We start from the raw sequence: 22,318 nt of genomic DNA, 5'->3' as shown, positions 1-22,318 counted from the left end.
CCTCCTTATGCAGTAGCCTTTGCAAGGCCTTTCAATATTTTTTCTCCCACAGGGCCGGATCTTAGTGAGTCCAATTGCTCCAGGCAATCCTTCCTGAGTTCTTCATAGTTCCCGGCTTTATAGCCCAGGCTAAAAGCAGCGCAAAGCCCTGCCAGCCTTCCTTCCACCATAGCGCTGCTGGCCTCTTCTATGCCTGCAACATCGCCTGCTATATATATACCCTCAAGGCTCGTTTCCATATTTTCATTTCTTAGAGGAACATGGCCGCCAAGCTCAGGGACGAAGTCCATCTTGCAGCCTATCTGCCAAAGCAGCTCTGCCAACGGGGACAGCCCGACGGATATGCACATGACATCAGCCTCTATATCCTGATCTGTGCCGGGTATTGGCTGAAACTTATCATCCAGCTTGCATATAGTCACCTTTTCCAATGAATCTTTGCCATGAGCATACTTAACTGTATGAGAAGTAAGTATGGGTATGCCCATTCTCCTTATTTTGGAGGCATGTACCAGATATCCTCCGATTCTGGGAGCTGCGTCTATTATCGCCCTTACATTTACTCCGGCCTGCATAAGCTGATAGCTTACTATTAGCCCTATGTTGCCTGCGCCTACCATCAGCACATTATTCCCCGGCTTTACTCCATAAACATTCATCAGAGTCTGCACTGCACCTGCGCCGTATATACCGGGCAAATCATTGTTGGGGAAGGTAAGAAACTTCTCTGAAGCCCCTGTTGCAACTATTACCTTCTGAGGTTTCAGCTTCATATATTTCTCATTTTGCTCTATTGTAAGCACTCCGTCTTCATAAAAACCGATGACCGTAGCATCCGTCAATACTTCAACCCTATCTTTATACTGTGCCAACTGATTTTGGAGAATATCCCCGATATCTATCCCCCTGGTGGAGGCATATTGCTTTTTTGAACCAAAGAACATATGGGTCTGCTTTTTGAGCTGCCCTCCCAGGTGATCATCTCTCTCTATCAAAGTCACTCTGGCTCCTGAAGCTGCTGCGCTTACTGCAGCAGAAAGGCCGGCAGGTCCTCCGCCGATTATTGCGATTTCCGTCGTCTTCATCTCAATACCCCCTTGCCTTTCTGAGTCTCCACCACCATGCCGCTTCTCAGCCTCTCGATGCATACTCTCACATTGGGCTCTCCATCTACCGTCATCAGGCAGGAAGAGCAATTTCCTATGGCACAGTAAAAGCCTCTCGGCCTGCCATGATTGTGGCTGTGGCCCAAAATCTTTACTCCGGCGGCGTGAAGAGCAGAAGCTATAGTATCTCCTTCAAAGCCCTCATACTGCTTTCCGTCAAAATAGAATTTTATTTTTTCTCCTCTTTTAAAAGACAAAATCGGGTGTTCCCCTATCCTCATAAAAATACCCCCTATTTGAAAGTTAATATATCTTATTTATTCAAGTGCAAATGTTATGCCAACTTCCGGATGCCTTGTCACGCAATATTTTCAGAATATTTTGCAATATAAAGAGGAGTGCCGGTGTCAATATATCGACATTTAAATTGTTCATCTTTGCATATCATATAACAATGATCGCCAGTTAAAAAACGCCTATATGAACCACTCTTTGCATATATGTCTCATACTGCCCCTATAATTCAGTGCTTCATTTGTCAATAAAAAAACAAAAAACACATGTCCATTTATAGACATGTGTGTCAATCCATCGTCACTCATCTTTGCAGCGCTCTCAATCCTAACCAAAAAATATTGTTTAGGTCCTATATATAACATGAAAATGATTTTACAGTAATCGTTATCAGTCAGCCTGACAGCTATATAGAATATTTAATGCGTTATATATAACCATCAGATAAGCCGTATTTCTGCAGTTTAAAATACAAAGTGCTTCTCGGTATGTTCAATATTTTTGCAGCTGCGGACTTGTTATTTTCAGCCATTATCATGGCATTTACCACTGCATCCCTTTCTGCATTGGCAAGTATATAATTTAAATCGTAGGGGTTGAGGTTTTCGTCCCCTGCATCTTTATAGCTCTTCTTTTTTACATTTATATTTTCCGGCAGCGTATTGGCATCCAGGCTGCTCAATTTATTGTTTTTTGCAATTACAACCATTCTTTCTATGATATTGGCAAGCTCTCTCACGTTGCCCTCCCAATCATGCTGTATGAAAGCGTCCATTACCTGGGGGGATATATTCAGTATATTCAGTCCGTATTCCATGCAATAGTTCTGAACAAACCTGTTTGCCAGAAGAGGAATATCATCCTTTCTCTCCCTTAACGGCGGAAGGTTGATAAGCACGGAATTCAACCTATAGTATAAGTCCTTTCTGAAGGTTCCCTTCTCTACCATTTCGTTCAGATTTCTATTGGTGGCTGCGATTATCCTGATATTTACTTTGATGCTTTTTTCGCTGCCTACCTTGGTCACTTCCCCATCCTCCAATACCCTGAGTATCTTGGGCTGCATATGAAGGGGCATATCTCCTATTTCATCCAGGAAAAGAGTTCCCTTATGAGCCAGCTCAATCTTGCCTGTTCTTCCTTCCTTGAGGGCTCCCGTAAAAGCTCCTGCCGCATACCCGAATAATTCGCTTTCGATGAGCTCATTGGGCATGGCGCTGCAGTTTATAGGCACATAAAGGCCTTCCCTTCCGCTCTCCATATGTATGGCTCTGGCAAAAAGCTCCTTGCCGGTGCCGCTTTCACCGCATATCAGCACATTTATATTGGAGCGTGCTACATCTCTGGCCAGATTTACCGCTTCTCGAAATTTACTGCTGTTGCCTAAAATCATGGAAAAGGAAGAGTGATTTTTATTTATAGCGGTGATCTCCTGCTGCAGGACATCCAGATTGGACCTGGCCTTGCTCAGAAGCTCCGCAGTCCTTATATGATCGGTAATGTCCCGGTCCAGGCTCAGGCCCCCCACCAGTTCCCCTTTGCAATACAGGGGCGAGGCGCTTATGATGTTGAAGCTGCTTTCTCTGGGGCTGTTATATATGTTCTCATAGGATTTTTCCTCCTTTATTATTCGAGGCAGCAACGAAGAAGGGAAAAACTCTCTGATATGCTTTCCCACTATATCTTTGCGGCTTATGCCGTACATCTTCTCTGCAGCTTTGTTCCAGTATTTTGTGATGCAGTCTTTATCCACTATGGTGATGGCATCCTTTATGCTGTCCAGTATGACTTCCAGCTCCTTATCCTGCTCATCAAATATTTTAAAAATAATAATCAGCCCCTTTCCCGATGGCTCACACTCTAACTGCTTCGCCTGTATGGAATAGATATATATACTTTTCGTCAACAGCTCTCTTCAGTGCAATTTGGAGAGCCTTCTCATAGTAGCTTATCTGGGTCTTATAGCGGGATATCACTTCATCTATATTATTTTTGTCCACATAGTCCGTCTTATAATCCAGAAGCACTAATCTGTCCTCTTCCTCAAAATACAGGTCTATTATGCCCTGTATCAGTATCTTTTCTTCGGAGTCATCCATATCTCCATCGACGAATACTTCATTGGGGCTCGCTTCAATATTGAAGGGCATCTCTCTATAAACCTTTTTAGAGTTCTTAATCCTCCGGCCCAGGGGCGAAGAAAAAAAACTGTATATCCTTTTTATATCTGCGGCTCTTGCCCATTCCTCAGTTATGTATTCCTCTTCATAAAGCCTTTGCACCTGGGCGCCGATAGCCTCCATGCTGCCGGTATCGGATAAATCCAGATGCTGCATTATGTAGTGCATCATACTTCCGCGCTCCGCGGAAGCCAGAGCCTTCTTGCCCTCAAGAAATCTCGGTTTCTTTAAATACTCTGATTTGAACAGGCTTTTTGCTCCTTCATCTTCATCCGTTCCTGCAATGATCCTTTTCAGCTCAGTGACAGACAGCTTGGCAGGAAGCCCGGCAGAGCCCTGATAGGGATATATCCATTCCAGCCTCTTTACCACAGCTTCATCCAGCTTTCTGCTTTCCTTCTCCGCTTCCAGTTCCTCCAGCACATCCATTACATCTTCGGCTTCCTCTTCCTCAGCCTTTTCTCTCACAAAGCTTTCCTTTTTCCAGGCTTTTATATCCCACATGGATTCATCTCCATGAATCTTCAGCGCCTCGCTGCCGTCTATTCCGTACTCCATAAGCAGGCTGCCGAAATCTTCATGGCGTATCAGGGCCAAACCTATCCAATCCAGATACCTGCTTCCCCTTGCTACCATATCCGCCTTTAGCTTTTCCTCCCGTGAATCCAGGGCTGCTGCCCATCTGCCTACTGATCTCTCCAGATTTTTATCACATCCGGTGATGATAAGCTTTTCCTTAGCCCTGGTCAAGGCTACATAGAGCACCCTCATCTCCTCTGAAAGGCTCTCCAGCTTTATCCTCTGCTGTATAGCCAGCTTGGGCACAGTGGAATATGCTATCCTGGCCCGAGGATCCACCAGGTCTATGCCAAAGCCCAGCTCTTCGTGAAGCAGCATGGTCTTTCTGGCATCCTGCAAATTGAACTGCTTTCCCGCGCCCCCTATTATGACCACGGGAAATTCAAGGCCCTTGCTCTTATGTATGCTCATTATTCTTACCACATCATCCTTTTCTCCCAGGATCTTGGCATTTCCCATATCTCCGCTGCTCAGCTTAAGCTTGTTTATGAAATTTATAAAGTTGAACAGTCCCTTGAAGCTTGTTTCCTCATACTGCTTGGCCCTTTCAAACAAAACCTTCAGATTGGCCTGCCTCTGATGCCCCTGGGGCATTGCTCCTACAAAGCTGAAATAACCCGTATCCCGCATGAGATACCATAGGAGCTCGTCGGTGGGCAGATGAACAGATCTTCCTCTCCAGCCATCCAGCCTTTCCAAAAAGCTCTTTGCCTTGTTCCCCAGATCATCGCCCCGGCCGGAAATCTTTTTTAATGCTTCATAAAAGCTGACTTCTTTGTCTTCCAGCCTTATATCCATAAGCTCTTCGGAGGAGAAGCCCGCTATAGCGGATTTCAATACGGCTATCAAAGGTATATCCTGCATCGGATTATCGATTATCTGAAGCAAGGACATGACTATCTGGACTTCAGACCTTTTGAAAAAGCCGGTTCCCGTATCTGCAAAGGTTGGTATGCCCATGCCCTCCAGTTCCTCCATAAAAACCTCCGACCAACCCTTTACCGTCCTCAGCAATATGACAATATCCCTATACTCCAGATTTCTATAGCCGCCCAAATCTTTGTCATAAACTCTGAAAGGCTGAGAGCTCCTCAGACCCATCAGGCTCAGTATCCTTTCTCCGATGAGCCTGGCCTCAACCTGTATGGAATCCAGATCTTCTATGTCTTCAGCGGCGCCGCCTTCCCGGCTTACTTGATCTTCCCGCTCATCCTCCGCCTTGGACTCATCCTTTTTCATATCTATTATGTGCAGCTCTATGGAATGGCCGTATTCATCCTTTCCTGCCTCATCATCAGGAAAAACGGCTCCAGGGTTTAAGAATTCTCCTTCATCATAGTTTATCTCTCCCAGATATAAGGACATGAGCTGGCGAAAGAGGAAGTTCACCCCATCCAAAACCTCTTTTCTGCTTCTGAAGTTCTTAAAGAGCTTTATCTTTCTTTCCTTTGAGCCTCCCTCATGCGATGAGCCTCCCTCATGCGATGAGCCGCCCGTCTCCGAGTACCTCTTGTATTTATCCAGAAACAGCTCCGGCTTTGCCTGTCTGAACCTATAGATGCTCTGCTTCACATCTCCCACCATGAACATGTTGGGATTGCCTTCATCCCTCTTGGATATGGCAGAAAGGATGGCTTCCTGCACCAGATTGCTGTCTTGATATTCGTCTACCAGTATCTCCTTGAATCGATCCCTGATGCTCAGAGCGGCAGGAGAAGGAATAACCATTCCCTCTTCATCCCTCCGGGTCAGAATATTGAGGCAAAAATGCTCCAGATCATTAAAGTCTATTATGGCCTTTTCTTTTTTCCTCTCCAGATACATTTCCCCGAAGGAAGAAACCAGGCTGCATAATGTGGCTATGATGGGATGGAGGGCATCCAGATCTCCCTTTATATCCTCTGAGCTGCAGTTGAACAGCCCGTCGCCGAGTACCGTGATCCTTTCCTTAGCATCCTTCCTCAAGTCCTTCAATTCATCATAATCCGTTTTATCGGCAGTCTTGTCCGGACCCTGCTGCCTGGAGAAATTTATGCCGCCATAGGCATTATAAAGATCATCCCAGGAACCCCCGGCAGCCTTGAAAAGCTGCCTGACCATATTTGTATCATCTGCCAGCTGGGCCGCACATTTCTCATAGCCTGAGTTTCTATGAGCTATTCTCTCAGCCTTTAACAGCTGGTTTAATGCTCCCTCTATCTCAAGTTTAGCATGTTCCATTATGATCTTTGCCCAGAGAGTCTGGGAAAAATCCCATTCCCCGGCGGTATCATATGCTTTGCACATCTTATTCAGCCACTCTTCCGGCCATGGGCTGCTCTGCACAAATTCGAATATATCCAAAACCATGTCCTGGAGCTTTTTATCGTCCTTATTTCCCCCGTAGCGGTCAAGGAGATAGATAAAGTCCTGGTCCTCCGCTTCATATTTCTCTTCAAAAAGATCCTCAATGGTTTCCAGCTTTAAAAGTACGCTTTCCGTTTCATCCGCAATTCTAAAATCCGGGTCCAGATCCAGCATGTGAAAATTATTTTTAACCACATCCATGCAAAAAGAATGTATGGTGGTGATGCTGGCTTTGTTGAGGAGAAGCATCTGTCTTTGAAGCATCAAAGATTCGGGCTTTCTCTCAAGCTCCTTGCCCAGGGCCTCTCCAATCCTCTCCCTCATTTCCGAGGCAGCAGCGTTAGTGAAGGTCACAATGAGCATATTGTCGATGTCCATAGGGCTGTCTTCATTTATTATTTTTCTGATAATCCTCTCTACAAGCACAGCAGTCTTGCCCGCTCCGGCTGCCGCCGCAACCAGCAGGTCACAGCCGCTGACTTCAATAGCAGATTTCTGCTCACAGGTCCAATCAGCCAATTTCCATACCCTCCTTCTTTGCTTCCTTTTTGCCCAGAAGTGACCACACTTCCTCGTCTTTCATATCACCGATGAGCCGGTAGCCGTTGGTTTCCCCTTCAAATTTGCATACGGAGGAATAGGGGCAATAGGTGCAGGAAATATACTTCTTCCTTTTATAGGGAGATATGGATATATTGCCGGTGAACATCTCAGCCGACAGCTTTACAAGGGTTTCCTTCACATGATTCCTCAGCCTTTCAAACTGCTCTACCGTTGCGGCAGAGGACCGGCTGCTCAAGCTTCCGTCCTTGGTTATGCCCGCAGGTATTATCAAGGAATCCCCTTTTATATCCCGATCCATTTCGGTGATTATTTCCTTGTCCGCCAGTACCAGGCCCTTCATCCTCATAGCTTTCTTCAGCTTATCCTCAATATTCTCAGGAGGCTTTCTGCCATCTATCCGCAATACCGGATCATCCAGTTTAAAGTAAAGGATGCCGGCAGGCATATATGTGCCATCCCCGCTCTTAAGGCCCTTTTCCCAAATGGCGCTGAGATAGGTTATGAGCTGAAGTTCAATGCCATTATATACATCGGACAGCTTAAATTCTTTGGCGCCGGATTTATAGTCTATCACCCTCACATAGGTGCCTTTTTGCGTCTTCAATATGTCTATCCTGTCAATTCTGCCTTTTAAAGCTATCTTTTCTCCCGTAGGAAGCTCCAGTGTGATGGCTGGGAGGCCGTCTGCCTCCCCAAAGGCCATCTCATAGGCTACCGGTTCAAAGCCGCTCTTTTTGACATGCTCTGCTATAAGCCATATGGAGCGGGTCACCACCTTTTTCAGCCTTTCCTTAAGATATATGTAGCGCTTTGACCTTCTGAAAGGAAGCCCGGGAATGCTTTCTAATATTTCCTCAATGATTTCATTTATCTCTTCCTGACACCAGGCTTCGTCCACATGCTTCCAGCTCAGATTGTTCCTTTTCAAGCCTTCGGAAAATCTGCTGATGATAAGGTGCAAAAAACTGCCTATATCGGGTGCTTCCAGCTTCAGCACCTTTCTTTCCTTGGCCCTGAGGCCGTATTGTACATAATATGAGAAGGGGCAGGAGGCATACCGCTCAAGGCGGGACACGCTGGAATTATATGTACTGCCGTAGAGCTTATTTACCTTCTCCTTTGCCAGGGGTCTTTCATCATTGGTATATCGAAGTCCCGCAGCTACATGCCTCAGCTTATCCTGCCACTCTTTCCTCTGCAAAAACCATAAATATACATCCTTCCAGAGGTCTGCATCTTTATCATTATTTGCGAGGTTCCTCAAAAAACCTATGAGATAATTAAAGGAAGGCAGGGGAGGCCCTATGAGGTCCATAGCTTCTCCATCTCCCAATATGGTGCTCATGCTCTCCAGGTTGGGAAAAATCCTCTTCAATTTTCCGATGACATAGGACGGTCTCAGAGCCTTCCCCTCATGGTCCGCCGCAGGATAGCTTATCCTGAGGTATCTGCCTGCCTTGGTGAGAGTGGTATACAGCAGGTATTGCTCCTGAAAAGCCTTGGTCTTGGTATCCAACGCCAGCTCCAGCCCCAAAGACTTCAACATCTCTCTGTCCTTGTCCGACAGCATGCCCTCATCCCTGACTGCCGAAGGGAATACCCCGTCATTCACCCCAAGTATAAACAAAGCCTCTATCTCATGGCTTCTCCACCTGTCTATGCTGCCCACCAAAAGCTGATCGCCGGAATGGGGGATAAGCCCCATATCATATTGGGAAAAGCCAATGTTCAAAAATCCGGATAAGCGTTCAAGAGTCATGTTTTCATCTCCGCTTACCTCAACTATCTGATCAAGGACCTGGATTATCACATCCCATATCTGCTTATATTCCTCTGCTGCTTCAAGCTGTTTTTGCTCTCTGTATTTTTCAGCCAGCTCTTCCACCCTGTCAGGAATGCCTATATGGCATAAAAACTCATATAAGCATAGACAAGCATCAGGAGCCAACTTGGCTTCCTTCAATCCTTTTTTGAGCTCCAGCAAAGGCTCCGCCACCTTGTGCCTTATATGGTTCACTTTCTCTATTATAGCTTTCTCATTTTCCCCGGCGTCCTCATCCCCAAAGGAATAATTGAGCCTGTAGCTCCATTCGCCCTCGCTGTACCACTGACTTCCTCTTATGCCGTTGGCCAGTACATAGTTCTCCAAAAGGTCCACCTCTTCCGTCCCTATGCCGGAAAGGCCTGTTTTAAGATATCTGAAAACAGTTTCATATGCAAAATTCTTTTGTATTATGGCCAGAGCCGAGAGCACCAGCATTGCCAGAGGATGGTCGGAGACCGCTCTTTTTTTGTCTATAAAAAAAGGTATCTTATATTCCTCGAATATGATCCTGACCAGCTTTTCATAGCTGTCCAGATCCTTGGTCACCACCGCCATATCCCTGTACCTTAAGCCTTTATCCCTGCAAAGATGTATGATCTGCCGTGCTGCAGCCTCAACCTCGCTGTAGGGATTAGCCGCAGACAGTATGCCTAAGCTGCCGGTCTTTTCCCTGTATACCTGGTAAGGATAAGAAAAAAAGTTTCTCTCAAGATGGGCTATGGCTTTATTACGTGTGAACCTATAGGGTATATCCCCCTGCATGCTGACAGGCCTCTCCACATCTATTCCCATTTCCTTTGCAAGCTCAGCAAGGCGGCTGCCTGTATATTTAGTGGGAGAAAAAACATCCACGTCCTGAATCTTCTCATCACCGGCAAGGCAGTCCGTGCAGAGGCAAATATTTACCCTGGAGCACAGCAACAAAAGCTTTTTTATTATTTCATATTCCTGGGGTGTAAAGCCGGAAAATTCATCTATCCATATCTCAGCTCCCGCCAGCTTATCGCTCTTTTCCATGCGGCGGGCCAGAATTGTCAGATCGTCATCCGTATCTATGTACCTGCTGTGGACTATTTCATCATAACTTTTATATATGAGCAGCAAGTCCTCCAGCTTGTCTTTCAAAAATCTGTCATCTATCAAATTCTTGGTTTCGTCAAGCAAATCAGGGGTTATGTTATACCGCTTAAACTCGCTGAGCATGCCAGCCATCCTATCCACGAAGCCCCGCTGGCCTGCAGACCTGCCGAAGGCCTTGAAGCTGCTCTTGCTTTTCTCCAGTATGCTGTGGATTATCATGGCCTTGCCGGCAGAGTTGACATGCTGCCTGGCCCCGCCGCCCACTTCATCCAATATGCGGCGGGCAAGCCTCTTAAAGCTCAGCACCTCGGCCTCTCCGATGCCCGAAGCTCCCAATGCCCTTACCAGGTTCTTCTCCCCCTGAAGGGTAAACTGCTCCGGCACCATGAGGATGAGGATCTTATCCGGATTCTCTCTCTTGCTGCTTTTTATGTCCTCTATGCAAAAACGGCTCTTGCCGGAACCCGCTCTGCCATATATTATACGAAGGCTCATCTCATCACCGCCTTAGTCTTTTTAATATATCAGCTTTTTTATCAACTTAACTATATCATCATTTTTCATTTGCTTTTCAAAAGTCACATTAAGGCCGTCTGCCTTCATTGCCTTAAAAAATGCCCTTGCTGATTCTATACGCATATTTTCGTCATCTCTGAGTCCGCTTTTCTTCTGAATATCTTTCGTCTCCACAATAAAGTTGATTACACAATCTCCATCTTTTTTCTTAAGCAGATACATAAAATCCGGACTCGTTGTCCCTCCATAATAGAGAGGAACTTGTATGCTTCGCCTTGGTATCTTACCAAATACCACGACTTCATCTATATCACTTCTGCTAATATTTTCGCGTTCCTTTGGCGAATCATATACAAAACTATCAAAGAGAAATCTTTTGGGTACTACAGCTCCTTCATCTTTCATAATGCCTAAACTGCCCTGAACAATTGAATCTTTAACTCTTCCGTTAATGTCTGTCAACGCCGTTTCTTTAGGCTCAATACCCATATTTCTATAGCTGAATCGTTTTAGTAATGCAGTTTCCAGCCATTCCTGAAATTTGTCAATCAAATTTTGAAGAGTAACTCTATTAAAGAAATCTTTTTGTAGTTCATGGGATTTTGAATACAGAGTAATGGCTTTATGAAGGATTATTATGGACATCCCCGTACTTTTGCCGGCCCTGGTCAAGAATTCATTATATGGCATTAAATCTTCTACGGCATGATAACCTGCAATTTCTTCTTTAAGAGTCACTCCAACATTACGTTTAGCCGTTCTCCTCTCAGTAACATATACTATTTGCTTGTCATAAATCCCCGATTCAAGAATTTTTAGAATAGCTTGCTGCAGTTCTTCTTCTGATATTTCATCTAGTTTTAAATAATATTTTTGATTGATCTTATTCCATAGTTCTTTAATCTCACTAAATCGTTCCGAACGAATCTTAACTTTGACATTCTTGCCTTTGCTTATATCAATTATTTTGTCTTCTTTAACACCTGTATTAAACTCAGGATATTTTTCTATCAACTCATCTCTTTTTTGGGGAATAATGTTCATTTCCATATCTACAAGGCCTGCCATTAAAAGCTCTCCAAATAGCTTGCTCTCTTCCGTATTTCTACTCTTGGCAACCTCACTGATTAAGCCTTTCAAGCTATTTATAGCTTTCCCATCTTTGTTGATTTCTGAAACCAAGCTATCTGCAAAGGATTTTTCTGAATGATCTACCAAATATGTTAGGTAAAACTGCTCTCTTTCCATACGATGACCATGTTCATCTACCGGTAATCGCAAACCTCTCCCAACTTCTTGAAGCTTGCTGATTTCACTGCCACTGGAGCGAAGCTTTGCAATTTGGAATACATTAGGATTGTCCCAGCCTTCTCTGAGGGTCCATTTAGAGAAAATAAATCTCATAGTATTCCATTTTCCCCATTCATTTTTGAAGGAAAGCAATGACTCTTTATCTCTCAATATCTTATCTACTTCATACTGAACATCCTCATCTTTAGTAGAGTTATCCTCCGCAAAATAACCACCATTAGTCTTTTTTATATCAACCAGAGATGCTTCAAGATATTCCTTGTATTCCGTTAATCTAAAATTTTCTGAGCCTTCTGTTTCAATATTTTTAATTTCCTCTTGGATTTTCTCTATTAATAATTCTTCAAACTTCAATCTCAATGCACCATCATTCTCATCACCCCGATAAGAATAGATACTGTCAATAAAAAATAATGACAAAGTTTTTATCTTGTTTCCTCTCAAAAAATTTTCTTTTTCCTGTTTAAAGTGATTATCAACAGCTTGCTTCAACATTAGTTCTTGATAGGTTGCCCCATAGACTGAAGAATATATTATGTCGCCTTTTTGCAAAATCAGGCCATTGGATAGGGTGACACCTCTTGATATATTTGGATCATCAGTCTGCCAAATAGAAGCTATAGATATGCCTCCAAATTTATCATCAATGATACTGAGAAAATCTCCAACTTCCATGGTAAAATTCTGCTTTGTTGTTTCATCTCTAAAAACGCAGGAGCGTGGTTTATAGGTCATGTTCATTAGTTTAATTTTGCAGTCATCTGTATCTGCATTCTCTAAAGTCTGGACAGCTACTCCTTTAACCAAAGTTTCATTAAAAGCTTCGCAAGCTCCCAGATTATAGACCAAATTATTATAATCCTTTTCTTCTGAATTTGGAATATCAGGAAAAGTAGCTCCAAATCGAATAATACACTGAGGCTTTAATTGTTCTTCAATGCATTTATAGGCCTTGTTTTCCCTTTTAAAACGATGAGGCTCATCTATGATTACAATAGGCCTGGTCTCTTCCAAAGCTTTATAGGGTTGGGTAAAAGTACCGAATATAGTCTGATCATAATCATCCTTTTCCATGGTTCTCTTAGAAAGCAACATACTATCGGACATCAAAAGTGCATTGATTCTATTTCTTTCCAGTCTACTGCCCCTTGCAAATTCAGATATGCAAGATGGAAACATCTTTCTACCAGAATTGCTTGATTTTTGGGCATTTAAAACTTCCAGTTTTAAAGTGGCTAAGGGATAAAGGTCGGCGAAATGCTTTTTGGAATAATCCGCCTCAATAAAATTCCTTGTGCCTTCCTTTATGGGTGTGGATGGCACCAGTATGATAAATTTATTGAATCCATACTGTTTATGAAGCTCATACATCAATCTAGTGTAGATATAGGTCTTCCCTGTACCGGTCTCAAGCTTTGCATCAATGCCTAATATTTTATGTTCTAATCTTCTTCTCATGGACTTTGGAATTGGTTTTAATTCCAAATCTTCTCCATCCCATATCCTATCTATATTTTCTTGAAGCTTCTCATCCTCTAAATCAATAATAGGGTTTTGGTAAATAGGATTGTTGCTTGTAATACGAACATCCCCAAAAACAGAGGTGATAGCTTTTAGGCATTCTATCTGGTGAGGCAATATCTTTAATTGAATATCCATATCAATACCTCTCGACTACAACGATATTTCTATTATTCCGCAGATTTGCTATATTCTTCTTAAGCTCATGCAGCACATTAAAGATAATGGAATAAGGATATAGAACAATCCTTGATATATTAAGGCTTCCATCTTCAACTTTTTTTATCATTTCCATTACATCATCTGTAGCTAGTCCTGGGTCAATTATATATAAAGAATCATAAATAACATATGCTTCGTATTGATGCAAGCGTATTTTACCTGCTTTTGAAGTCAGACCGTATCCATCCATATTCATCCAAGTAGTAAGTATGGTATATCTTCCAGGTACATCACCAAATTCAAAGCTTTGAGTCATATCTTCCAGGATTAATATCTCATGGGGATCGAACGCTACAATTTTATCGAGAGTCTTATCCGATGGTTGGCTTAATCGATATAATTTATACCCATAGTCAATGTCTGCCCCTGTTTCTTCTTTTATCTTCAAAGCAGCTTTGTCTATACGAGCACGTCCTATTTCGTCGATGGTGTAATATCCTTCTTTATATGCGGGTTTGTCTTTTTCAATGGTTTCGGGCAACTGCACCATAATATATTTTCGCTTGCCTCTGTTTTTTTCAATATTCGCATCGTTTGCATTAAGCTCCATTACTGCATGTGCAGCAGTAGCGGAACCGGAGAAAAAGTCGAGTACATAAAAATCATCGGTTATGCTACTTAGGTTTACTACCCCTTTTAAAAGCTCTACTGGTTTAGGGTTGCTAAAAGCATTCTTAAAACCGAATAATTCTGTTATACAATTATTTGCACCTTGATTATGCCCAAAAATGTCATGTGCCCACCAATTAGTCGCACATTGTCCTTCTTCTAAACGTTCTTTTTTATAGTATTTTTTCCTTGGCATTCCATCACCATCATTTGGAAAATAAATACGCCCTTCTTTTAAGAACGTATTATAACTATCTTCATCCCCCATCCACTCCTCATCAAGAATCTTACCTGTGGGTGTTATTATTATATATCTGCTTCCAGATTGATCTGAACCTACTTTCCATGGTTTGGAAGCCCAATCCCCTTTTGGATCATTATCCGGATTACTAAAGTCTCCAGTTAGCTCTACTTTGCCAACTCCGATTTTCTTTAAAAAGGTACTATCTTTAGCATAAACAATAATATGTTCAGCAACCAATCCAATCATTTTTGTCTTATCATTCGGTTGATTATGCCGTCTTCGCCAGTGAATATGCCCTTCAAAATTCCCCTCACCAAAGATGTCATCACAAATCAGCTTTAAATTTGCCTGTTCATTATCATCAATACTGATAAAAATTACTCCGTCATCAGAAAGTAAATCCCTTGCCAGCATAAGTCTGGGATACATAAAAGTCAGCCATGCAGAATGGGTACTTTTACCCGCCATTCCAAGAATCCTTTCCGCTTCATCTTCTTCAATTCCTATGGCATCTGCCAGTGACTCCTTGGTAAATTTGAAGTTGTCAGGATATACAAAACCATCTGAACCTGTATTATAGGAGGATCTATGTAAATACATTTTATTTCCCCACTATAGGATTTTAGCAAATGCTTTATAGCATCTAGATTATCCCCAACTATATAAATATTCTCGCTATCTTTATTCTCAGGTTTATTATTATGTTCTAAATCAGGTGTTATAACTGTTGTTGTTGCAGTAGATGTAAGATATTTGGCATAGCTCTTTCCCAAGAATCGCAGTTCATAGCCTTCTCTTTCTACGTCTACATCTTCTTGGGATAACATTTCCTTAAACCTATCTATTAGAAAATTTCCGTCCTTATCAAAATATTGAGGAAATTCCTTTTTTAATCTCTGGATCTATCTGCTATTAGGTTTTGCATTATGATTGTACTGAATTTCTTCTTTGAACATCTATTAACCTCCTATTTTTCTCTTCTGACTTCAATAGATACCAGTTTCAAAGGTTTAAAACCTAATTACCTTCTTCATGCCATTCTTCAAGAACAGCTTCCACCTCATCAGTTAATCTCTGTTGAGTCCCCACAAACACGAAGCCTCTGCCTAGTTCTAATAGAAATTTTCTATATGTTTAACTAAAGCTTCCTCTAAATCACTTTCCATCATTGGTTTATTTTCAGGCATACCAAGAAATTCAAATACATAAGGATCCTTCATAAGATCTTCTGCCTTAGAAACCTTGATACCTTTTTGGGATAATGCTAAAACTGTTTCTTTATTTATTTTTCCTTCCGATAGTAAAATACGTTCAAAAAGTGAAGTATTTATTTGTCTTTTTAATTCACGAACAGACCATTTAGAATTAACAGCTTCCTTTTCAGAGAACGATCTTTTTTGTAAACCTGAAATGCTTAAAAGTTCGCAGTAATGAGACCAGCTCAATTTAACAGACAGTGTCTGCTGAATTGGATACTCTTGATAAAATCGCCTCATAAATTGTAAATTTGAAACAGAAAACCCTTTGCCAAATTCTTTTGTTAATTCTTTAGATAGTTTACTTAACAATCTTTTGCCATAAGCTGCACGTTCTTCCGAATCCTGTTCGTGTTCAACTATTATCCTTCCTATCTGCCAATAAGCATTAAGCAATTCAGTGTTTACCTTTTGGGCTACATTTTTTCTAGCTTCCAACATTACTTTTCTTATTTCTGTGAAAATTTGAGTGCCATGTTGTGAAACCCTATCCATTATTTTTCCCCCAAACTGTACATCAAATCTAAAAAATACTTTTTAAATATTCTCCATAGAATAAGACTTATCTCTTGATGATTTACCTTCCTCATATTTTTCAATTTCATTCTTAGCAGCCTCATGAAAAATCTATCCACTTTAATAATTATATCATAATAGCTGTCCAAATGCTGACAGTGAAATAAGAAAGGCCTTTAACGGAAAGTGTAGATTAAGGAAATTTAAACTTTCCTATGCATTATAAAAAAACCGGTATAACCCGGTAAAATAATATGAATCAGCGCTTCTGTTCAAGATGATATTTTGTCTTTTTGCCGCTTCCTATTGTTTTGATATATCCGGCATCCGCCATTTCATTTAAAATTGCTAACGCTCTTGTTTGTCCCACATTCAAGAGATCTTGAACATCCTTTCGGGCTATGCTCCCATTGCTTTCAATAAATTCCATGACTTTCTTATATTGCTGCTTCAGCTCGCTTTTTTTAGGAATTGCATATTTGTTATTATCAGAAGCAGTTTCATGCATTTCATATGCTTCATGATTATAGTTAATGTTTGGAAGCACCACCTGGAAAGCTCCGTCAGCGGCTTTGATGGCAGGCATAAGGCCAGCATCCCGATAGCTGGAAATCATCTTTCCTATCCCTGTGCCATATGCTTCAATCAACCTCAAACGATAAAACAAATTAGCCAGCCTCTCATTTCTTGATTGAGATACTCCCAGCATAACCGCATCTAAAGATAATCCGGAAACCAAACCACCCAATGAAACAAGCTCCATACGATCTTCATATATGTTGATCAAAGTGCTTCCGCTGAAAGAATAATCTCTATGTACTATAGCATTTAGCAAAGCCTCGCGTATTGCTTCCGGCGGATAATCCCTCTTGTCAACCCGATTCAGCCCTAAAAACATGGCTTTTGTTTTATTTAGTAAATCTATGTATTGATAAGCTGATGCTAATTGCTCTAAAAGAGAGCCGCAGAATTCTTTGCGATCCATAAAGATACTTTTTTCAGTTCCTTGAAAATATGCGGCTTTTATTGAGTGGACACACTGATCAGACAGCAGCAATCCCAAATTGGTATAAAGCCCGTCATCTCCAATAATTCCTAATGTTTTTTGCTGCACTTCTCCAAACGCCATACCTCGCTTTGCCATTTCATCTATAGTATATTTAAATGTCAGCTCCTGATCGAGCGAGCGAGCCTTTTCATAAGTATCTCCGTCTGTTTCCTTTATCATTTGGCGGATTGCATCTTCTGAGGCAGGAACACTTGAGCTTCCCTGACGGACATATACCCCCGAAGGTCTTAAGCCTTTGTCCGATAAATAATAAGGACGGCTGACACCTCGCTGTACAGAGATTTTAATGACTTGCTTACCTTCAATTTCTTCTATCATACAATCGGTAAACATCGTAATATCAGGCTTGATGGAATCGCGAAAGGCATTGGTGACTTGCAGCAGCACATCATTTGGCATTTTTACGCCGACAATATTTCCATCATCAGCGATACCGATATAAATTATACCTCCATGGGTATTGGCAAATGCAATTGCCTCTTTTTTTATATCATCGGTAAATGTCTCTTTTAGCTCCATATTTATATTTTCTGTAAAATCCATTATATCACCTACCTGTCTTGCTATCACCAATTTTATCACTATATACCAGTGATAGCAAGTAGGTATCTGTCGTCAAATTATTACATATTCTTTACATTATACTGTTTTCAATACTTTAGTCATCTCTCTTGCTACCAGCTTTACTGCCCATTAATATCAGTGTCAGCAAGTGAGAATACTGTTTTAAGATAAGCATTGGTCATCAAGCTATTATAAGCTCATTGCTTCATATTTTCATAAATAAATATTTATAGTATCCAAAGAATTCCCTTATCAAGGAATAAATATCTTTTATCTGGAAAAAGCTGGAATGGCCCGCATATACCTTTTCAAAGCCGACCCTTCTAAAAGCCAGCTTACATCTCGTTATATGATAAAACTGAGAAATGACCATTACTGAACTGAAATCACTCTTTGTCATGATCTCTTTAGAATTCTTCGCCGTCATAAACGTATTATTGCCTTTGCTGTCTACAATGATGCTATCTCCGGGAATTCCCATGCCCACCAGGTAATCCTTCATCACTTTAGCCTCGTCATAACCTTCCTTGCCTATACCTCCACTCACAATAATATATTTAAAGTATTTCTTCTCATACAATTCTACTGCTTTATCCAACCTATTCTTTAACCGTACTGAAGGCTCACCATTTAGTTCCACCTTGTTCCCCAGCACGACGGCTGCATCTGCGTATCCCAGTTCATCATTCAATCCATCTATAACGATAACTGCAATATGCCCAATAAACCACAGCATCATCAGCATTATCAGGAATAAGATTTTTTTCTTCATTTTATCCATTATTTTTCTATTTGCTCTAAAGCAGTGTGTTCCGTCAGCTCAGAAAGTTTTTCAATCCTTTCATTGACCATACTTCTAAAGCAATTGGGGAGATGCTCTCTGTGGGCCCTGTGTATGGCAACACATTCTATGCATTTTCCATGATATTTACATGCTTTTTGACATGAGCAATGATCTGTTTTCCCTAAGCTTGCTCTTAATTCTTCTACAAATTCATCTTGAATCTTATGCCCAAGGGAGCGGTCGCCTTTATAAAAGGCCTTCATAGCTTCCTTTTCTTTCGGGTTATTATCGATGATCATTTTATCTCCTCCGCATGATATAAGTTTTCAGTTATAATCCTTGAATCTATTTTACATCATCCTTATATCAATCTCAAACAAATGATTGTTTTGCTATATATAACGCATTAAATATTCTACATAGCAGCTATTGCTGTAAAATCTTCTTCACGTTATATATAGTAAAGTTACACTGGCGCACTCCCTTTTTAATATTGTTACTTAATAGATTTCACGAACTTTATCTATATGCCTTACCACATCGCCCACATTTTGAAAGCCTGCGGCCTCATCATCATGTATTGTGATACCGAATTTCTTTTCAACGGCTATGATCAGCTTTGCGACATCAATAGGTTCGATGCCGTATTCCTCTGTAAATTCTGTCTGTTCCGTTATATCTTCTTCATCTTCTCCCAGGATTTCAGCAAGAATATATGCTACTTTTTCAATCGTCATGGTCATCCTCCTATTCACTCTCAATCAAAAATCGACTTTGCTTGCCCATATAAAACAGGGCCAGCCTATGCAATGCTCTTGTGGATGCGATATAGAGCAATTTTTTATCATCGGCAGATCGATAATGGGTATCGTCAACATCATAAACAAGGACAGCATCGAACTCTAATCCCTTGGCCATATAAATGGGGATAATAAACGTGCCGGATAGCTCCGTGATAAAGGTGTCATCCATTAAAACCACATCCGTCGAATTCTTTATTCTGCTGTACAATGCGGCTGATTCTTTCAAGCTCTTACATAAGATGCAGATAGACTTATAACCTTGCTCTTTCATGCTTTCTATAAACTCTTTTAATCCCTCGTCCAGATCCGCTCGATTGGCACCGTATATAATTTCGGGCAGAACTCCATCCCGGCTGAAACATTCCTGTTTTACTGGCTTATCATTGAACGAGACTTCATTCAGCGGGGGATTCAACCCTCCACTGAATGTTAGCCGAGTCCATACTGGACTTAACCGCCCTTGACACCCGCCGCCTATAGAGGCGGGGGTCTTAGGGCGGGTTAGTTCAGTGATAAATTTTGTGCTGAAAGCGATAATTTGATTGGTACAACGGAAGCTCTTTGATAATGTAAGCAATGCAGATGATTTTTTATCTAAAATTCGCTCTACATCCTCATAGAAGGTCAATGCAGTTTGTTTTTCAATGGTCTGATTGACATCGCCCAAAACCGTATATTTGGCTTTAGGAAATAACAAACTCAAGATTTCAAAATGAATCGGATAATAGTCCTGCACCTCATCTATGACGACCTGCTTTATATTTTTATAGGAATCACAGCCGGCCAATTTTATCTTCAAAAATGCAATAGCCAAAGCATCCTCATATTGGGGACTTTTGAGCGATAACAATTCATCTGTCTGCAGTCTGATCTCTTCCATATTTTCCGGCAGTTCTAATCCCTTTGCCAGAGCATAAAACAGGTTTTTATCATGGAACATTTTGCGGTAAAGAGCTTCGTAATCAATTTCCGTAAATTTGCGGATACATGCAAGCAAGATTCTGTTTTCTCTGATGGAAAGCATTCTTGCAAACGCCTGGGATTCATAGATATGGTCCGGATATTTATCTATAAACCATTCCAGCTCTGCAAGGCGGAATTTGCTTTCTTTCCGGATTTCCTGCAGAATCATCGTTTCTATTTGCTTTAGCCTTAAGGCAATTGGTGTCCGGGCATCCCCATTGAGCAGTTTTGCTTTTAATAAATGCCTGTCAAAAAGCTGTTGATGGTTATAGGCAACATCACCGAAGGGAATTAATTTGCGTTCATAGTAAGTAACAAGTCTCTTCAACATGGTGACAAACGTATTGGAAGCCTTGAACTCCATGCTGGATTTCATAAAATCTTTTTGTGTGCCGATAGTACAGGTAATAAGCTGTTCAAAAAACTGGTTTCTTGTTTGAGCCATTTGGAAACCCTTTCCAAATACCTGATTGCAAATTTCCTCAAAAGTCAAGGTTTCAACATTATCCTCCCCAAGCTCCGGCAGGACATTTGAGATATATTTTGCAAACAGGGCGTTTGGAGAAAGGATTGCAATGTTATTTGATGATAGCTTTGATGACAGCCCTTGATACATCAAATATGCTACACGGTGCAGAGCTACCGATGTTTTGCCGCTTCCTGCCACCCCCTGAACCATTAAAAGCTCATTTTTAGAATCACGGATAATAATGTCCTGATCTTTCTGTATGGTTTCTACGATGCTGGTCATCCTGGACGAAGCGTTTTTTGACAACATCTTCCTTAGAAATTCATCAACAATTTGTACATTGGCATCAAAGAAGTATTCAAACTTTCCCCGCTTTATCTCGTATTGACGTTTTAGTGAAACATTGCCGCGTATAATGCCCCCAGGCGCTTGATACTGCACCTGACCAAGCTCATAACGATAGAAAATGCCGGCGATAGGTGAGCGCCAGTCAAATACATACATGTTATGCGTGTCATCATCAATTAAAGAGTAACGGCCAATATATATTTTCTCTTTTTCTTGCGTATCGGCTTCCCTAAAATCAACCCGGGCAAAGTAAGGGGAATCCTGCATCTTCTCCAGCTTTTGTATTTCATTAGTTCCGGCAAGATAAGATGCTGTTTTCATATTCAGTTCTTCTAAATATTGGGATATTTCTACTACATTGTCAAAATCGTCCGATGAATGCGCGGCTTCATCCCACATTTCTTTTCTGGACGAGAGAAGATTGCCCCTGCTGCGCTCACTGGTTTCAAGCTTTTTTTCCAGCTGTGTTTTTACCAGTGCAATCGTTTTTTGAAAATACTCCAGTTCATTAGCTAGCTCCCGTTCATAATATTGCATAGGAAGTTACTCCTCCTTTAAAGCCAGAGTAAAAAAGATTACGGCAGTTTCTGCGATATGCCTTTTGAGCATTTCGCTATCTTGTATTAACCCTCTGCCGTTTATGAAGTTTGACACTTCACCGACTATATAGCAATGCACATCATGCAGAACGCTGTGTATGCGTTCCCGGGCAGGAGCGTTAGGATAAATACCAAGCCAGATGCTTTCCAGTATTTCAACCATCGTTTTTACTGCTTTTTCTGTAGTAATTTTATCCTGCTCCGGCCGCGCATCATCAATATAATCAAGCCATGCAAGACGGAACCAGCCCTTGTGATCTAAATAAAGCTCCGATAAAGAAAAATAGAACTGATAAAACTTGAGCTTATCATCCTGTACGCTTTCAAGCTCTAAGGCTATTTTCTTGATAAACTGATTCTCTATTTCCATATGCGCTTCCCATAGCAAATCGTTAAAGGAGGGAAAATAATTATATAAATTCGTGTGAGCGCATCCAAGAACACGCGCAATTTCCCGCAGATTTACGCTCCTGATATCGCTTTTGTCTTTGAGCAAATCCAGTGCGGTTTCAATAATTTGTTCTTTTGTTATACTTTTTTTCATGGCAAA

At 41.4% G+C, this 22,318-nt stretch carries 13 protein-coding genes and 1 pseudogene; all 14 read right to left on the bottom strand.

The genetic code is table 11. From position 1 onward, the window contains the following. Positions 1-5: 5 nt before the first annotated feature. The 14 genes and pseudogenes from AC4HCY_RS04160 to AC4HCY_RS04095 all read right to left on the bottom strand — a co-directional run bounded on the left by AC4HCY_RS04160 (position 6) and on the right by AC4HCY_RS04095 (position 22,312). Positions 6-1,085, bottom strand: coding sequence for an NAD(P)/FAD-dependent oxidoreductase (locus AC4HCY_RS04160; protein WP_491095450.1), 1,080 nt, complete (start codon positions 1,083-1,085; stop codon positions 6-8). Continuing rightward, complete coding sequence (locus tag AC4HCY_RS04155; protein WP_323431078.1) at positions 1,082-1,387, bottom strand: (2Fe-2S)-binding protein; 306 nt, start codon at positions 1,385-1,387, stop codon at positions 1,082-1,084. The genes AC4HCY_RS04160 and AC4HCY_RS04155 overlap by 4 nt, the downstream gene beginning before the upstream one ends. Before the next feature lie 440 nt (positions 1,388-1,827). After that, positions 1,828-3,306: a sigma-54 interaction domain-containing protein gene (locus AC4HCY_RS04150; RefSeq protein ID WP_491095449.1), complete on the bottom strand. Its 1,479-nt coding sequence runs from the start codon at positions 3,304-3,306 to the stop codon at positions 1,828-1,830. Continuing rightward, entirely contained in the window at positions 3,254-7,024 is a 3,771-nt protein-coding gene (gene addA / locus AC4HCY_RS04145; RefSeq protein ID WP_491095448.1) for a helicase-exonuclease AddAB subunit AddA, read from the bottom strand. Before addA ends, AC4HCY_RS04150 begins: the two co-directional genes overlap by 53 nt. Then, a complete protein-coding gene (addB, locus tag AC4HCY_RS04140) occupies positions 7,017-10,469 on the bottom strand; it encodes a helicase-exonuclease AddAB subunit AddB (RefSeq protein ID WP_491095447.1) in 3,453 nt (1,150 codons plus the stop codon). Before addB ends, addA begins: the two co-directional genes overlap by 8 nt. 21 nt (positions 10,470-10,490) lie before the next feature. Next, positions 10,491-13,460, bottom strand: coding sequence for a type III restriction-modification system endonuclease (locus AC4HCY_RS04135; RefSeq protein WP_323431082.1), 2,970 nt, complete (start codon positions 13,458-13,460; stop codon positions 10,491-10,493). Between the two features lies 1 nt (position 13,461). Next, positions 13,462-14,997, bottom strand: a complete 1,536-nt coding sequence (locus tag AC4HCY_RS04130) for a site-specific DNA-methyltransferase (RefSeq protein WP_491095446.1) — start codon at positions 14,995-14,997, stop codon at positions 13,462-13,464. 465 nt (positions 14,998-15,462) lie between these two features. Further along, positions 15,463-16,148, bottom strand: a pseudogene (locus tag AC4HCY_RS04125) (PDDEXK nuclease domain-containing protein); the annotation flags it as partial. Positions 16,149-16,428: 280 nt separating this feature from the next. Beyond that, positions 16,429-17,781: an RNA-binding domain-containing protein gene (locus tag AC4HCY_RS04120; RefSeq protein WP_323431084.1), complete on the bottom strand. Its 1,353-nt coding sequence runs from the start codon at positions 17,779-17,781 to the stop codon at positions 16,429-16,431. 226 nt (positions 17,782-18,007) lie between these two features. Further along, complete coding sequence (locus AC4HCY_RS04115) at positions 18,008-18,574, bottom strand: YdcF family protein (protein ID WP_323431085.1); 567 nt, start codon at positions 18,572-18,574, stop codon at positions 18,008-18,010. Positions 18,575-18,582: 8 nt separating this feature from the next. Further along, complete coding sequence (locus AC4HCY_RS04110) at positions 18,583-18,885, bottom strand: LPS biosynthesis protein (protein ID WP_323431086.1); 303 nt, start codon at positions 18,883-18,885, stop codon at positions 18,583-18,585. Between the two features lie 201 nt (positions 18,886-19,086). Further along, positions 19,087-19,323 (bottom strand): acyl carrier protein, encoded by a 237-nt coding sequence (locus AC4HCY_RS04105; protein ID WP_323431087.1) that lies wholly within the window; start codon positions 19,321-19,323, stop codon positions 19,087-19,089. A 10-nt stretch (positions 19,324-19,333) separates the two neighbouring features. After that, positions 19,334-21,706, bottom strand: coding sequence for a HelD family protein (locus tag AC4HCY_RS04100; protein ID WP_323431088.1), 2,373 nt, complete (start codon positions 21,704-21,706; stop codon positions 19,334-19,336). 6 nt (positions 21,707-21,712) lie between these two features. Continuing rightward, the gene (locus AC4HCY_RS04095) at positions 21,713-22,312 is read right to left on the bottom strand and encodes a TetR/AcrR family transcriptional regulator (protein WP_491095445.1); all 600 of its coding nucleotides are present in this window, start codon (positions 22,310-22,312) and stop codon (positions 21,713-21,715) included. Positions 22,313-22,318 lie beyond the last annotated feature (6 nt).

It is taken from the genome of Lutispora sp. QWL-02 (genome assembly GCF_058315355.1).
This window is presented reverse-complemented; position numbering and strand designations above follow the sequence as displayed.

What these genes read in the sequence shown, in the direction of transcription:
- AC4HCY_RS04115 (WP_323431085.1), bottom strand. Translation starts at nt 18,574, where the DNA reads ATGAAGAAAAAAATCTTATTCCTGATAATGCTGATGATGCTGTGGTTT.
- AC4HCY_RS04105 (WP_323431087.1), bottom strand. Translation starts at nt 19,323, where the DNA reads ATGACGATTGAAAAAGTAGCATATATTCTTGCTGAAATCCTGGGAGAA.
- AC4HCY_RS04095 (WP_491095445.1), bottom strand. Translation starts at nt 22,312, where the DNA reads ATGAAAAAAAGTATAACAAAAGAACAAATTATTGAAACCGCACTGGAT.
- AC4HCY_RS04155 (WP_323431078.1), bottom strand. Translation starts at nt 1,387, where the DNA reads ATGAGGATAGGGGAACACCCGATTTTGTCTTTTAAAAGAGGAGAAAAA.
- AC4HCY_RS04100 (WP_323431088.1), bottom strand. Translation starts at nt 21,706, where the DNA reads ATGCAATATTATGAACGGGAGCTAGCTAATGAACTGGAGTATTTTCAA.
- addB (WP_491095447.1), bottom strand. Translation starts at nt 10,469, where the DNA reads ATGAGCCTTCGTATAATATATGGCAGAGCGGGTTCCGGCAAGAGCCGT.
- AC4HCY_RS04135 (WP_323431082.1), bottom strand. Translation starts at nt 13,460, where the DNA reads ATGGATATTCAATTAAAGATATTGCCTCACCAGATAGAATGCCTAAAA.
- AC4HCY_RS04130 (WP_491095446.1), bottom strand. Translation starts at nt 14,997, where the DNA reads ATGTATTTACATAGATCCTCCTATAATACAGGTTCAGATGGTTTTGTA.
- AC4HCY_RS04160 (WP_491095450.1), bottom strand. Translation starts at nt 1,085, where the DNA reads ATGAAGACGACGGAAATCGCAATAATCGGCGGAGGACCTGCCGGCCTT.
- AC4HCY_RS04110 (WP_323431086.1), bottom strand. Translation starts at nt 18,885, where the DNA reads ATGATCATCGATAATAACCCGAAAGAAAAGGAAGCTATGAAGGCCTTT.
- AC4HCY_RS04120 (WP_323431084.1), bottom strand. Translation starts at nt 17,781, where the DNA reads ATGGATTTTACAGAAAATATAAATATGGAGCTAAAAGAGACATTTACC.